We start from the raw sequence: 13,412 nt of genomic DNA on the forward strand, positions 1-13,412 counted from the left end.
GGGCTGCTCGAGGGCCTGGCCGCGTTCACCGACGACACCCACGCCGCGCTGGGCGACCTCGGCTACGAAGGCGAAGCCGACCGGCTCACCGTGCCCATCAAACCCGTCCCCGGCCGCGGGCAGACGGTCAACCAGCGCACCGTCAACACCCTGCACTCAGCCCTTCGTGCTCTGGCCGAACGCGGAAACGCCCTGCTCAAGACCACCTTCGCCGCGTTGCGGCGAGTCACGCTATGTCCCTGGCGCACCGGCGCGATCACCGCAGCTGCGCTCGTACTACTCCACACCGAGTACGACCGCACGACATGATCAACCCGCTACTGAGAACACCTCAGTGCGGTCTCCCAGTGGAACGTCAGCTGAGCGAGCAGCTCGGAGCTCCAGTCGACACCCGTCGTCGTCCCCATCTCCGTCATGACCCCACAGCCTGGCCCCGATCGCGGACACCCGCTGCCCGCGTCCACACCCCCTGTTCGGTAGGCACACCCGTCGTGGCGGGTGTGGACATCCGACAGGGGGTGTGGATCCGGCTCAGCCGGCGAGGCGGACCGGGCGGAAGGCGCGGCTGCGGGCCCGGGTGGCGGCGGCGACCAGGGCGCGGGCCAGGCGCAGGTCCTCGGCGTCGCGCTCGGGATGGGACTGGACACCGACCACCCAGGGCGCGTCCGGGCCGCTGGGGCCGCTGGGGCCGGCCGGGTCGCTCCACTCCAGCGCCTCGACGACGTCCCCGGCGCGGGCGGACACCCGCAGCCCGGGGGCGACCCGGTCCACCCCCTGGTGGTGGTGACAGCGCACCGTCACCGTGCCCGGACCCAGGATCTCCGCGGCCCGGGTCCCCTGTTCGGTCAGCACCGGCACCGGCGCGTACACCCCCGGACCGGCCGAGTGCGCCCCGGCGACCTCCGCGCCGACCACGTCGGGCAGGTGCTGGTGCAGCGTCCCGCCGAGCGCCACGTTGAGCAGCTGCAGCCCGCGGCACACCCCCAGCACCGGGATCCCGCGGCCGAGCGCCCGGTGCAGCGCCGCCACGTCGGCGGCGTCGCGCCCGGTGCGCGGCGTGTCGGTGTGCGCGCCGGCCACCTGCCCGTAGCGGGCCGGGTCGACGTCCTGGCCGCCGGTGAGGAGCAGCCCGTCGAGGGCGTCCACGGCCTCCTCGGCGCCGTTCACCGGCGCGAGCAGCACCGGGACCCCGCCCGCGGCCAGCACCATGTCGACGTAGGTGCGGGGGACCAGCACGACGTCGTCGTCGCGCATGATCCAGTAGTCGGCCCGCTCGCTGTAGCAGCTGATGCCGATCAGCGGGCGCGTCACGAGCCGGCCCCGTGCAGCACGTCGATCACCTGGTCGCCGTAGCGGGCGAGCTTGCCCTCGCCGATCCCGGAGATCGTGCCGAGCGCGGCCCGGTCGGCGGGGGACCGTGTCGCGATCTCGCGGAGCGTCGCGTCGTGGAAGATCACGTAGGCCGGGACGCCCTGCTCCTTCGCCGTCGCCGCGCGCCAGGCCCGCAGCCGCTCGAACACCGGCGCGACCTCGGCCGGCATCTCCACGGCCGGCTTCGACCCGCCGCCCCGCGACCGCGACGGCCGCGCGGTGCGCTCCGGCTCGGTGCGCAGCATGACCTTCTGCTCACCGCGCATCGCGGCCGGGGACTCGTCGGTGAACCGCAGGGTGGAGTAGTTCCCGCCGACGGTCAGCAGCCCCCGCGCGACCAGCTGGCGCAGCACGTTGCGCCAGGCGACGTCGCTCAGCTCGGTCCCGATCCCGAACACCGACAGCTCGTCGTGGCGGTGCTGGTCGACCTTCGGGGTGTGCTTGCCCAGCAGGATGTCGACGACCTGCCCGGCGCCGAACTCCTGGTTGCGCTCCTTCTTCAGCCGCCACACCGTCGACAGCACCTTCTGCGCCGCGACCGTGCCGTCCCACGAGGACACCGGTGTCAGGCAGGTGTCGCAGTTCCCGCACCGCTCCGACGCCGGCTTCTGCCCGAAGTAGCGCAGCAGCTGGGCCCGGCGGCACTCGGTGGTCTCGCACAGCGCGAGCATCGCGTCGAGGTGCTGGGCGAGGCGCCGCTTGTGCGCGGCGTCGCCCTCGCCGTCGTCGATCATCTTCCGCTGCTGGACGACGTCGGCGAGCCCGTAGGCCAGCCACGCCGTGGACGGCTCGCCGTCGCGCCCGGCGCGGCCGGTCTCCTGGTAGTAGCCCTCCACGGACTTGGGCAGGTCCAGGTGCGCGACGAACCGCACGTCGGGCTTGTCGATGCCCATCCCGAACGCGATCGTCGCGCACATGACCAGGCCGTCCTCGCGCAGGAACCGGGACTGGTTCTCCCGGCGCACCGACGCGTCGAGCCCCGCGTGGTAGGGCAGCGCCCGGATTCCCTGCGCGGTGAGGAACTCCGCGGTCTCCTCGACCTTGCGCCGCGAGAGGCAGTAGACGATGCCCGCGTCCCCGGCGTGCTCGGCGCGCAGCAGCTCCAGCAGCTGGCGGCGCGGCTCGTTCTTCGCGACGATCCGGTACTGGATGTTGGGCCGGTCGAAGCTCGCCACGAAGTGGCGCGCATCGGTCAGCTCCAGGCGCTGGCCGATCTCGGTGCGGGTCGCGTCGGTCGCGGTCGCGGTCAGCGCGATCCGCGGGACGTCCGGCCACCGCTTCGGCAGCTCGGAGAGCAGCAGGTAGTCCGGCCGGAAGTCGTGCCCCCACTGCGCGACGCAGTGCGCCTCGTCGATCGCGAACAGCGCGATGCGACCGCGCTCCAGCAGCCGGACGGTGGACTCGACCCGCAGCCGCTCGGGGGCGAGGTAGAGCAGGTCCAGCTCCCCGGCGAGGAACTCCTGCTCGGTGAGGCGGCGCTCGTCGGCGTCCTGGGTGGAGTTCAGGAACCCGGCCCGCACCCCCAGCGCGCGCAGCGCGTCGACCTGGTCCTGCATCAGCGCGATGAGCGGGGAGACGACCACACCGGTCCCGGGCCGGGCCAGCGCCGGGACCTGGTAGCACAGCGACTTGCCGCCACCGGTCGGCATGAGCACCAGCGCGTCGCCGCCGCCGACGACCTGCTCCACGATCGCCTGCTGCTCGCCGCGGAACGCGTCGTAGCCGAAGACCCGGCGCAGGATCTCGTGCGGGTCGCTGCTGTGCACCCGCTCGGGGACGGGCAGTTCACGGGCCGGTGCGGGTGCGGCGGCCCAGGCGTCCTCCGGTGGGGGCTCGTACCCGTACTCCTCCTCGGGCTCGGGCGGGAGCGGGATCTCGTCCGGGGCGGAGGCGTCGAACACGTCGTCGATCGTACGAGCCCCGCCCGCCGCGCCCCGCCCGGCACTCACGTCGCGGCACCGGGCACCGCGTCCGACGCGTGGTCCCGGTCACCGCCCGTGTGTCGCGGGCGCCGCGGTGCTGCGCCGGACGCTCCCGGGGTGTAGCAAGACCTGCAGGACCAACGGCGCCCCGCAGACCGGACGCCGGGCGATCACGTGAGAAGGACGGACCCGTGGATCTGAAGATCGGGTACAAGGCGTCGGCCGAGCAGTTCGGCCCCCGCGACCTCGTCGAGTACGCGGTGCTCGCCGAGGAGCTGGGGCTCGACAGCGTCTGGGCGTCGGACCACTTCCTGCCCTGGCGGCACGAGGGCGGCCACGCCCCGGCCGCGCTGCCCTGGATGGCGGCGGTGGGGGAGCGCACGAAGCGGGTGCAGATCGGCACCTCGGTGCTGACCCCCACGTTCCGCTACAACCCCGCGGTGCTCGCCCAGGAGTTCGCGACGATGGCGCTGCTCACCGGCAACCGGGTCGCGCTCGGCGTCGGCACCGGTGAGGCGCTCAACGAGATCGCCGTCTCCGGGCGGGAGTGGCCGGAGTTCAAGGAGCGCTTCGCCCGGCTGCGCGAGGCCGTGAAGATGATGCGCGCGCTGTGGACCGAGGAGTCGGTCAGTACCGAGGGCGAGTACTACACCTTCGTCGACGCGATGATCTACGACCGGCCCGAGCAGCCGGTGCCGATCTACGTCGCCGCGGGCGGTCCGATGGTGGCGCGGTTCGCCGGCCGCTTCGGCGACGGGTTCATCTGCACCTCGGGCAAGGGCATGGAGCTCTACACCGACAAGCTGATCCCGGCCGTCGAGGAGGGCGCGGAGAAGGCCGACCGCGACGCCTCGGGCATCGACCGCATGATCGAGATCAAGATCAGCTACGACCGCGACCCCGACGCCGCCCGGGAGAACACCCGGTTCTGGGCGCCGCTGTCGCTCACCCCGGAGCAGAAGAACTCCGTCGACTCCTCCCGGGAGATGGAGCGCCTCGCCGACGAGCTGCCGATCGAGCAGGTCGTGAAGCGCTGGATCGTCGCCTCCGACCCGGACGAGGCCGTCGCGCAGATCAAGCCCTACCTCGACGCGGGCCTGAACCACCTCGTCGTCCACGGCCCGGGGCACGACCAGCGCCGGTTCCTGGAGCAGTTCACGACCGACGTCGCGCCGAAGCTGCGGGCGCTCGGGTGAGCGCCGCGACGAGCGCCCCGGCGCTGACCCGCGAGGGGCGCGTGCTGCGCTGCCGCATCTCCACCGGCCGCCACGGCACCCTCGACGGCCCCGCGGTGGCCGAGGTCGCCGAGGCGCTGCTGGCGCTCGACCCGGCCGAGACCGGTGCGGTCCTGGTGCACGGCGACGGCGAGAACTTCTGCACCGGGGGTGACGTGCGCGCCTTCGCCGGCGCCGAGGACCGCTACGCCTACGTGCACTCCCTCGCCGACACCTTCCACTCGATGCTGCGCCCGCTGGCGGCGAGCCCGGTGCCGACGGTCGCCGCGGTCGGCGGCTGGGCGGCCGGCGCGGGCATGAGCATCGCGCTGGCGTGCGACCTCGCCGTCGGCGGGACCTCGACCCGGATGCGCCCGGCCTACCCGGGCATCGGGTTCTCCCCGGACGGCGGGATGACCTGGACACTGCCGCGGCTGATCGGCGCCGCGCGGGCGCGCCGGGTCCTGCTCACCGACGAGGTCCTGGACGCGGAGACGCTGGCCGAGCTGGGACTGCTCGCCTCGGTCGTCGACGACGACCGGGTCGCCGAGGAGGCCGCCGCGGTCGCGCACCGGCTCGCCCAGGGCCCGACGGCCGCGCTGGGCCGCATCCGCGGGCTCCTGGCCGACGGATGGGACCGGGGCCTCGCCGAACAGCTGGCGGCCGAGGCGGACTCCATCGCGACCTGCGCCGCGGGCCCGGAGGGTGCCGAGGGGCTCGCCGCATTCGGCGAGAAGCGTCGCCCGCAGTTCCACTGAGCCCGTTCTGCCGGCGACCTCGTCCGGGCAGACCTCGTCCACGACGCACCTTGTCCACGACGCACCTCGTCCAAGGACGGACCCGGACACGACGGAGGGGGCGCGACCGACCGGTCGCGCCCCCTCCGTGTCTGTCCTTGCGTGTGTCCTGGCGTGTCGCGGTGCGGTCGCTCAGCGCGCGCTGGCCGGGCTCCCCGCGACGACCCGGCGCGACCGCTGCGGGCCGCGGGAGATGCCGGGCATGCCCACGGTGAGGCGCTGCGTCGGGCGGTGCAGACCCGGGCCGAGCGGCCAGCCCGCGTCGAGCGGGGCGAGCAGGCGGTCCAGCTCGGAGTCCGGGGTGGCGCCGACGCTGTTGCGCAACAGCCGCTGGAACTCCTCGTACTCGGCGAGGGCGTCGGCGACGTGCCCGCCGGCGAGCAGAGCCTCGACCAGCGCGCGACGCGACCGCTCGCGGCTCGGGGCGGTGGCGACGGCCCGGCGCGCGACGGCGACGGCGTCGTCGTGCCGGTCGGCGGCGGTGAGCGTGCCGGCCAGACCCTCCAGGGCGGACAGGCGCAGCTGGCGGAACCGCTCGCGCTCCACGGCGATCCACGGCGCGGTCCACGACGGGAGGATGTCGGACTCCAGCAGCGTGGTCTCCGGGGCGCCGATCTCGCGCACCGTGCGCAGCATGCTGGGCGCGGACAGCCCGCGGATCAGCAGCATGGCCTCGGTGAGGTCGACGACCACGTCGTCGGCGAGCTGCAGCCGCCCGAGGTGGTCGGCGTCGAGCAGCCCCGGTACGTCGACGCCGGCGACGGCCTCGTCCAGCAGCCGGGCCGCGGGGACCGGGCCGACCCCGGGCCACAGGGTCGCCGCGAGCGCCGCCGTCGGCTGTGGACGCCGGTGCACGGCGAGGTAGGCGACCAGGCGACGGGAGTCGACCGGCAGCGGGACGGCGCGGTCGTCCGCGCGCAGCCCGAACGAGCCCAGCACTCGCACGTGCGGGGCGGAGGTGGGAGTGATCTGCTCACTGGATCGACAGTGATCGTCGTCGGACATGGCCGTTTCCCCGGATCGGTCGTGGCGTTCGGCCCGCGGTCGGCTCCGCACAGAGCCGGGGCGCGCCGGGCGGGAGGCCTCGGATCGCGGAGCGGGCACGACGGAACCGCACCGACACGGACGGCGGGCGGCGTCTCCGTGTGGTGTCGTCGCTTGCGAGGATAGCCCAGCAGTGCCCACGGTGTGAGATCCGGGTGGGGGCGGATCGTGAGATCTGCCTCAGGCCCGGGAGAGCAGCCGGACGTGGGTGCCGTCCGGCGCCCGCCACACGTGCAGGCTGTCGCAGAGCTGCCGGGCGATCCAGGTCCCGCGCCCCCGCGCCTGCGACGGGTGCGGCGACGCGAGCCCGATCAGCGGCAGTGCGATCACCCCGCTGTCCTGGACCTCGCACACCAGCTCGCCGTCGCGTGCCCAGACCGACAGCTCCGCCTGCGGGGACCCGTGCTCGACGGCGTTGGTGGCGATCTCGTTGACCGCCTGCACCATGTCCTCGCCGCGGGTGGTGTCGAACCGGCAGGCCCGGGCGGCCTCGGTCACGGCGTCGCGCACCCGGGACAGCTCGAAGGTGTTGTAGGACAGCGTGACGTCCGGCGGCCCGAGCAGGTGCGGCGGCGCGATCGGCAGGGCCGCGACCGCCTCGGCGGGCGGGCGGTACCGCGGGTTCGCGGCGAGCCCGGACGCGTGCAGCCGCAGCGGGTGGTTGACCTCGGCGGACTCGCCGACCGCGCCGTGCAGCGGCAGCCGTGGGTAGGCGCACACCTGCAGCACCGGCAGCCCCGCCAGGGAGATGTTGAGCGCGGCCTCCAGCTCGACTCAGAACCCGCCGTCGACCCCGTCGAGGTCCGGGTCGTGCGCGGAGACCACCAGCACCGGGCGGCCCGACGAGGTCAGCGCACGCAGCTCCCGGGCCCGCCAGGCGGCGACGGTCTGTCCGGACTCCCGGGCCGAGCTGGTCAGCGACGTCAGCCTGCCGAGCTCGACCTCGTCGCCGAGCTCGTCGTGCAGCGCCTGCTCCAGCGGCGCCGGCAGGTCGAGCGCGACCCGGGCACCGGTGTCCCGCGCCGCGGCCCGGGCCGCCGGGACGACGGCGGCGAGCAGCTCCACCGGGTCGTCGGCGTGCACCAGGGCGTGCCGGAAGCCGGGCGGGCGGGGAGCGGCGTTGACCTTCACCGGTCCCGTCCTCCCGGATGCACGACCTCGGGGGCCGGCGGACGGTCGTCGAACACGAGCTGGGGGGAGAACGCGGCACCGCAGCGTTCGAGCACCCGCAGCACCCGCGGCCGGACCCGGTGCAGCACCAGGCGGTGGGTGGCCGGGAAGCCCTCGGCGGCGTGCACCAGCGCGACCGCGGTGGCGACGTCGATGAACCGCACCGAGGCCATGTCCAGGCCGATGTCGGGGGAGGCGTCGGCGGAGCGCAGTGCGGAGTCCAGCGCCGAGTGCAGCAGCGAGGTGATCTTCGAGCGGTTGCTGTGGTCGACCTCGCCGGCCAGCCGTGCGTGACCGGTGCCGAGCCGGACGATCCGGAGCAGGTCGTCGTCGTAGGCGGTGGAGCACGGGACGTGGTCGCGGTGCAGGGCACGCATGATGTCGACCTGCTCGGCGGGGAAGTGGTCGTCGTAGGTGCACAGCGCGGTCAGCCCGCCCGCGCTCTCGCGGACCAGCCGGGCCAGCAGGCCGTCGTACTCGGGCAGGGTGCCGGCGGCGCCCGCGTCGAGCACGGAGTGCATCTGCCCGGTCATCCGGGTGCCGTTCCAGCCGAGCTCACGGGAGCGGACGATCTCGTCGGCCATCCCGGCGTACACGTCGGCGAGCGGGGTGCGGAAGGTCTGCCGGGTCCGCTCGGCGGGCAGGATCTCCAGCTGGCCGCGGCGCAGCGGGTCGTCGACCTCGACGCCGTCCTCGGCGAGACGGCGGAGCAGGACGTCGGCGGCACCGTCGTCGTCGAAGTAGAGGATGCGCTCGCCCCGGTCGAGACCGTGCCCGACGTAGGCGGCGGCGAGCTCCCCGAGGTGCTCGGTGCTGTCCGGGACCGCGCACACGTGATCCCCGGACGTCAGCGCGTCCGCCAGCTTGATCACGTCTCACCTGCCGCGCGCGCCCCGCCGCCGCTCCTCGCGGCGCCGGGCACACCCCGTCACGAACTCCTGGACGGATCAACCGTACGGAGGCCCTCGGCGGAGGCCCGAGACCTCGGAGCGTGCGAGGCGCCGAACCGACGGTGACGCGCGACGAGCGGAACGTCACCGGCGGGCGACGGTGGTGCGCAGACCCGGTCCGACCAGGACGTACGGCCGTTCGGCGCTGTCCGGTGCCCGCCGGACGGCGGTGGCTCCCGGCGTCCGGGGGTTCACCGTCCGTGGCGGCGCGGTGGTGGCGTGGCGGGGTCAGGCGGCCGGGTTGACCGCGACCGAGGTGGTCGCGCTGCCCTGGATGGTCTGCAGGACGACGCAGTACCGCTCGGTCAGCTTCACCAGGGTCGCGACCTTGTCCTGCGCCGCGGGCGCGTCGCCGTCGCGGATGTCGACGTCGAACGACAGCCGGATGTCCCGGAACCCGACCGGGGCGTCCTTCGCGACGCCGAGGGTGCCGCGGAAGTCGAGGTCGCCCTCGGCCCGCACGGCGCCGTGCACCTCGAGCTCCAGCGCGGTCGCCACCGCGCGCAGGGTCACCCCGGCACAGGCCACCAGGGCCTCCAGCAGCATGTCGCCCGAGCACAGCTGGGTGCCGTCGCCGCCGGTGGCCGGGTGCAGGCCCGCCTCGGCCATCGCCTGGCCGGTGGAGACCTTGCACGCCACACCGGAGCCGAGCTCGCCGTCGGCCTTGAGGGTGATGACCGCCGACTCCGGGTCGTCGCGGTACTGCTGCTTGAGCGGGGCCTGGATGTCACGCAGGGAGACGTTCGTGTCGGTCATGTCCCCATCCTCACCCCGACGGGGCGCCCCGCACACCCCGACCCGACGACTAGGGTGCCCGGTGTGGGCAGGGAGAGCGACACCGGACGGGCGGCCGCGGTGCGCCGCAGCGCCCGCGAGGCCGCCGACTCGGTCCGCGAGGCCCGCGACACCGTCCGGGACACGGTGCGCGACACGGTCCGGGACTCGGTGCACGACACCGTGGGCCCGCCCACCGACGACGACCGGCTCTGGACCGTCCCGAACGCGCTCAGCATGCTGCGCCTGGCCGGGGTGCCGCTGTTCCTGTGGCTGATGCTCGGCCCGGAGGCCGACGGCTGGGCCGTCGCGGTGCTGGCGATCGGCGGGTTCACCGACTGGCTCGACGGCAAGCTCGCCCGTGTCCTGGACCAGTTCAGCCGGTTCGGCGCCATGCTCGACCCGGCCGTGGACCGCCTCTACATCCTGGCCGCGCTCGTCGGGCTGGCCGCGCGCGACATCGTCCCGTGGTGGGCGGTGGTCGCCCTGGTCGCCCGCGACGTCGTCCTCGCAGGCTGCGTGTTCGTGCTGCGCCACCGCGGCTACGGCCCCTTCGAGGTCGTCTATCTCGGCAAGGCCGCCACCTTCGTGCTGCTCTACGCCTTCCCGCTGCTCCTGCTCGGCGACGGCCCGACACCCGCCGAGGCCGTGGTCGGTGTCGTCGCGAACGCCTTCGCCATCTGGGGCGTGGCACTCTACCTGTGGTCGGGGCTGCTCTACCTGGCCCAGTTCCGGCTGGCGCTGCGCCGCCCGGCGCCGGGCGTCCCGGCCCCGGCGACCCGGTTCGATCACGACCGCGCCGGGGGATAGGCTCCCCGGCGTGAGCTCGGAGATTCCGTCGGACCTGTCCTACACCGAGGCCCACGAGTGGGTGCGCCGCAGCGGGGACGGGGTGGTCCGGGTCGGGATCACCGACCACGCCCAGTCGCAGCTCGGGGACGTCGTGTTCGTGCAGCTGCCGACCGTCGGTGACACCCTCGCCGCGGGCGACGCCATGGGCGAGGTCGAGTCGACCAAGTCGGTGTCGGACATCTACGCCCCGGTCGGCGGCGAGGTCGTCGCCGTGAACGACGGGCTGGACGCCGCCCCGGAGCTGGTGAACTCCGCCCCCTACGGCGACGGGTGGATCGTCGAGATCCGGCTGGCCGACGGGGCCTCGCCCGACGGCCTGCTCGACGCCGACGCCTACCGCCAGCTGGCCGACGGCGACTGAGCCGGCCGCCCGCCGCACCACGCGGCGCGGCACGCGGACCTCCGTATCGCCCCGGCCGCTCCGACCGGTAGGTTCACATCCCCTGGACGTGTCGTCCGGAAGGGGCCGGGACACCCGGCCCCGAACAGACCTGACCGCCCGGACGCCGTCCGGGTACCGCATCCGCGAGGAGGAGTCCCCGAGGTGACCACGAACGACCCGCGCGACGTGCCACCGGAGCGCGCACCGGAGACCACGTCGGTCTTCCGGGCGGACTTCCTCGCCGACGTCGAGCAGCCGGCCGCCGAGCCCGCCGTCTCGGGTGTCGACGGGCTTCCCGCCGGGTCGGCGCTGCTCGTCGTCCGGCGCGGTCCGAACGCCGGCTCGCGCTTCCTGCTGGACGTGCCGACCACCAGCGCCGGCCGGCACCCCGACAGCGACATCTTCCTCGACGACGTCACCGTCTCCCGGCGGCACGCGGAGTTCCGCCGCGACGCCGGTGAGTTCGTCGTGGTCGACGTCGGCAGCCTCAACGGCACCTACGTCAACCGTGAGCCGGTCGACACGGCCGTGCTGGCCAACGGCGACGAGGTGCAGATCGGCAAGTTCCGCCTGGTGTTCCTGACCGGGCCCCGCGAGCCCGGCGCCCAGGGCTGACCCGGGTCCGTGCGGTGGCGCCGTCCGCGCCGTCTCTGCCGCCGTCTCTGACAGCGGCGCCGTGGGTGCCGTGCACGGAACCCCGCGTGTGACCGGCCCGTCGCGGCCGGGGGTGCTCCGGTGCCCTCTGGTGCGGCGGGCCTTCGGCGTGGACGGGGACCGGCGGGTGTCGAGCCGACACGCCGTGCGCGACGGGCGTGTGACGATCGTCGAACGGACCCTGTCACTCCCCGTCCGGAGGCGCGCGTCCGGGCGGACCGCCGTGTAGCGTCATCAGGTGTCGGTGGCAGTGCGGTGGCAACGACGACGGTGACGACACCACGGTGACGACACGGAGTCGTCGGGTCCACCGCGCGGGTCAGGGCGAGCAAGGCGATCAGGGCGGCCGGGGTGGCGTGTCCACCCGGGTGGTCCGACAGGCCCGACAGGGCCGGGGAGGCGGGCTGATGAGCGAGATGCGCGTCGTGGGCGTCCGGGTCGAACTTCCGGCGAACCAGCCGATCCTGCTGCTGCGGGAGACGAACGGCGACCGATACCTCCCGATCTGGATCGGATCGGTGGAGGCAACGGCGATCGCCCTTGAGCAGCAGGGGGTCAAGCCCGCGCGGCCCCTGACCCACGATCTGCTCAAGGACGTCATCGGAGCACTCGGGCGGCGGCTCGAGCAGGTGCGGGTGACCGACCTGCAGGAGGGCACCTTCTACGCGGAGCTGATCTTCGACGGCGGTGTCACGGTGTCCGCGCGGCCGAGCGACTCGATCGCGCTGGCGCTCCGGATCGGTGTGCCTGTGCACGCCGACGAGAGCGTCCTCGCCGAGGCGGGACTGGTCATCCCCGACGAGCAGGAGGACGAGGTCGAGAAGTTCCGCGAGTTCCTCGACTCCGTCTCGCCGGAGGACTTCCGCGGGGCCCAGCCGGGCTGATCCGTGCGGGTCACCACCGCCGTCACCCGGCAGTGGGAACGCACGGACCGCGGTCCGACCGTTCACCGACGTCACCGACCGTTCGGCGTCCGTACGCCCCGTGTGCCCGGCGACCCGGCCGGGTGTCCGGTACGCCCAGGTCGGCGAGCCGCGTTGACCACCCCGGCCGCTGGGCCTATCGTCATCTCGACTGATGACATCCGTGGAACTCACCCACTACCCAGAGTCACATGGTAGAGGACGGTCCACGGTCCCGAACGAGGGAGACCGCGCGGTGCAGACGCCACCACCCGAGGGGCCGGGTCAGGGAGAGCTGTTCCCGGACCCGCTCGTCGGTGCGGGGCTCGACGGGGTGACCGACCGCCTGGTCGGCTTCCGCGGCCCGACCGCGTGTCAGGTCGTCGGCATCACCTACCGACAGCTGGACTACTGGGCCCGCACCGGGCTCGTCGTGCCGTCCATCCGCGGTGCCGCCGGGTCGGGCAGCCAGCGGCTGTACTCCTTCAAGGACGTCCTCGTCCTCAAGATCGTGAAGCGGCTGCTCGACGCCGGTGTCTCGCTGCAGAACATCCGGATCGCCGTCGAGCACCTGCGTCGGCGCGGGATCCGTGACCTCGCCGGCATCACCCTGTTCTCCGACGGCACCACCGTCTACGAGTGCACCTCCCCGGAGGAGGTGGTCGACCTGCTGCAGGGCGGGCAGGGCGTGTTCGGCATCGCCGTCTCCGGCGCGATGCGTGAGATCTCCGGCGTGATCAAGGACTTCCCGGCCGAGCGGGCCGACGGCGGCACCGTCGACGAGGCCCCCGAGGACGAGCTGGCGCGGCGCCGCGCGCGCCGCGCCATCTCCTGAGGCCATTTCCTGAGGCGGATCCGCTCACGCCACCGAGCGGAACGGGTCGTGCTCGGCGAGCAGCTTCTCCATCCGCGCCTGGTCGACCCGGTTGACCACGGTCAGGGACTCCTGCCGGTCCCGGACGCATTTCGCCAGGGTGAACGCCGAGGTGATCGCGTACAGCACGGCGATCGCGAGGAACGCCTTCACCCAGCCGTCGACGGGCAGGTAGACGGTCCCGACGACGACGGCGGCGAGGGACACGCCGAAGGACAGCATCGCCTGCATGTGGAACGCGGCGGTGGTGGCCGGGGTGGTGTTCGGAGCGCTGGTGTTCGACATGACGTGAGTGTGACGAGCCGGCGCAGGCGGCGACGCCGCAGAACTACGCAGGTAGGCTGACCCGGTAGTCGTCGACGCCGCGCGGGAGAGCCCCGGGGAACGAGCCCGGGCGCCGAAGGAGCAACCCCTTCCCGGAATCTCTCAGGCACACGGACCGCGCGGTCGAGACGCCTCTGGAAAGCGACGGGTCACCCGCGCACGCGGGGAGCCGTCCGCCGACG

Annotated in this window: 16 protein-coding genes and 1 riboswitch; of the genes, 8 read left to right on the forward strand and 8 right to left on the reverse strand. The window is 73.9% G+C overall.

Translation table 11 applies throughout. The features are described 5' to 3' along the window. A partial coding sequence (locus tag Ae331Ps2_RS33565) for a transposase family protein (protein WP_305775548.1) occupies positions 1-309 on the forward strand: 309 nt, incomplete at its 5' end. 222 nt (positions 310-531) lie between these two features. On the opposite strand, the gene Ae331Ps2_RS23805 is transcribed toward Ae331Ps2_RS33565, so the two are convergent. Both Ae331Ps2_RS23805 and recQ read right to left on the reverse strand, forming a co-directional pair. Next, entirely contained in the window at positions 532-1,311 is a 780-nt protein-coding gene (locus Ae331Ps2_RS23805) for a gamma-glutamyl-gamma-aminobutyrate hydrolase family protein (RefSeq protein ID WP_075306419.1), read from the reverse strand. Continuing rightward, on the reverse strand, positions 1,308-3,155 hold the full coding sequence (recQ, locus tag Ae331Ps2_RS23810) for a DNA helicase RecQ (protein ID WP_043280186.1): 1,848 nt from the start codon (positions 3,153-3,155) through the stop codon (positions 1,308-1,310). The genes Ae331Ps2_RS23805 and recQ overlap by 4 nt, the downstream gene beginning before the upstream one ends. A gap of 329 nt (positions 3,156-3,484) precedes the next feature. Between recQ and fgd the strand changes: the two genes are divergently transcribed. After that, positions 3,485-4,489: a glucose-6-phosphate dehydrogenase (coenzyme-F420) gene (gene fgd / locus Ae331Ps2_RS23815; protein WP_075306417.1), complete on the forward strand. Its 1,005-nt coding sequence runs from the start codon at positions 3,485-3,487 to the stop codon at positions 4,487-4,489. Then, positions 4,486-5,265 carry an enoyl-CoA hydratase/isomerase family protein gene (locus Ae331Ps2_RS23820; protein WP_170917071.1) on the forward strand — a complete coding sequence of 260 codons (780 nt, stop codon included), beginning with the start codon at positions 4,486-4,488 and terminating at the stop codon, positions 5,263-5,265. The genes fgd and Ae331Ps2_RS23820 overlap by 4 nt, the downstream gene beginning before the upstream one ends. A gap of 171 nt (positions 5,266-5,436) precedes the next feature. On the opposite strand, the gene Ae331Ps2_RS23825 is transcribed toward Ae331Ps2_RS23820, so the two are convergent. The 5 genes from Ae331Ps2_RS23825 to Ae331Ps2_RS23845 all read right to left on the reverse strand — a co-directional run bounded on the left by Ae331Ps2_RS23825 (position 5,437) and on the right by Ae331Ps2_RS23845 (position 9,224). Further along, the gene (locus tag Ae331Ps2_RS23825) at positions 5,437-6,309 is read right to left on the reverse strand and encodes a BTAD domain-containing putative transcriptional regulator (protein ID WP_083695912.1); all 873 of its coding nucleotides are present in this window, start codon (positions 6,307-6,309) and stop codon (positions 5,437-5,439) included. 219 nt (positions 6,310-6,528) lie between these two features. Further along, a complete protein-coding gene (locus Ae331Ps2_RS23830; RefSeq protein WP_075306414.1) occupies positions 6,529-7,077 on the reverse strand; it encodes an ATP-binding protein in 549 nt (182 codons plus the stop codon). A gap of 45 nt (positions 7,078-7,122) precedes the next feature. Beyond that, positions 7,123-7,479 (reverse strand): hypothetical protein, encoded by a 357-nt coding sequence (locus Ae331Ps2_RS23835; RefSeq protein WP_075306412.1) that lies wholly within the window; start codon positions 7,477-7,479, stop codon positions 7,123-7,125. Further along, positions 7,476-8,390, reverse strand: a complete 915-nt coding sequence (locus Ae331Ps2_RS23840; protein ID WP_075306410.1) for an MEDS domain-containing protein — start codon at positions 8,388-8,390, stop codon at positions 7,476-7,478. Before Ae331Ps2_RS23840 ends, Ae331Ps2_RS23835 begins: the two co-directional genes overlap by 4 nt. A gap of 306 nt (positions 8,391-8,696) precedes the next feature. Next, on the reverse strand, positions 8,697-9,224 hold the full coding sequence (locus Ae331Ps2_RS23845) for an OsmC family protein (RefSeq protein ID WP_020623540.1): 528 nt from the start codon (positions 9,222-9,224) through the stop codon (positions 8,697-8,699). A gap of 189 nt (positions 9,225-9,413) precedes the next feature. Here Ae331Ps2_RS23845 and Ae331Ps2_RS23850 point away from each other — a divergent pair, with 189 nt between their 5' ends. From Ae331Ps2_RS23850 to Ae331Ps2_RS23875, 5 genes are all read left to right on the forward strand, one after another. Beyond that, positions 9,414-10,052 (forward strand): CDP-alcohol phosphatidyltransferase family protein, encoded by a 639-nt coding sequence (locus Ae331Ps2_RS23850; RefSeq protein ID WP_051050132.1) that lies wholly within the window; start codon positions 9,414-9,416, stop codon positions 10,050-10,052. Positions 10,053-10,062: 10 nt separating this feature from the next. Next, positions 10,063-10,455 carry a glycine cleavage system protein GcvH gene (gene gcvH / locus Ae331Ps2_RS23855; protein ID WP_020623538.1) on the forward strand — a complete coding sequence of 131 codons (393 nt, stop codon included), beginning with the start codon at positions 10,063-10,065 and terminating at the stop codon, positions 10,453-10,455. A gap of 183 nt (positions 10,456-10,638) precedes the next feature. Beyond that, the gene (garA, locus tag Ae331Ps2_RS23860; protein WP_062394962.1) at positions 10,639-11,091 is read left to right on the forward strand and encodes a glycogen accumulation regulator GarA; all 453 of its coding nucleotides are present in this window, start codon (positions 10,639-10,641) and stop codon (positions 11,089-11,091) included. Positions 11,092-11,537: 446 nt separating this feature from the next. Next, positions 11,538-12,014, forward strand: coding sequence for a bifunctional nuclease family protein (locus tag Ae331Ps2_RS23870; RefSeq protein ID WP_020623535.1), 477 nt, complete (start codon positions 11,538-11,540; stop codon positions 12,012-12,014). Positions 12,015-12,288: 274 nt separating this feature from the next. Continuing rightward, a complete protein-coding gene (locus Ae331Ps2_RS23875; RefSeq protein WP_060711889.1) occupies positions 12,289-12,867 on the forward strand; it encodes a MerR family transcriptional regulator in 579 nt (192 codons plus the stop codon). Between the two features lie 24 nt (positions 12,868-12,891). Here Ae331Ps2_RS23875 and Ae331Ps2_RS23880 read toward each other — a convergent pair whose 3' ends face one another. After that, entirely contained in the window at positions 12,892-13,191 is a 300-nt protein-coding gene (locus Ae331Ps2_RS23880) for a YiaA/YiaB family inner membrane protein (RefSeq protein WP_060711890.1), read from the reverse strand. Positions 13,192-13,263: 72 nt separating this feature from the next. After that, positions 13,264-13,358, forward strand: a riboswitch (glycine riboswitch). Positions 13,359-13,412 lie beyond the last annotated feature (54 nt).

Origin of the sequence: Pseudonocardia sp. Ae331_Ps2 (assembly GCF_001932405.1) — a bacterium.
GTDB lineage: Bacteria > Actinomycetota > Actinomycetes > Mycobacteriales > Pseudonocardiaceae > Pseudonocardia.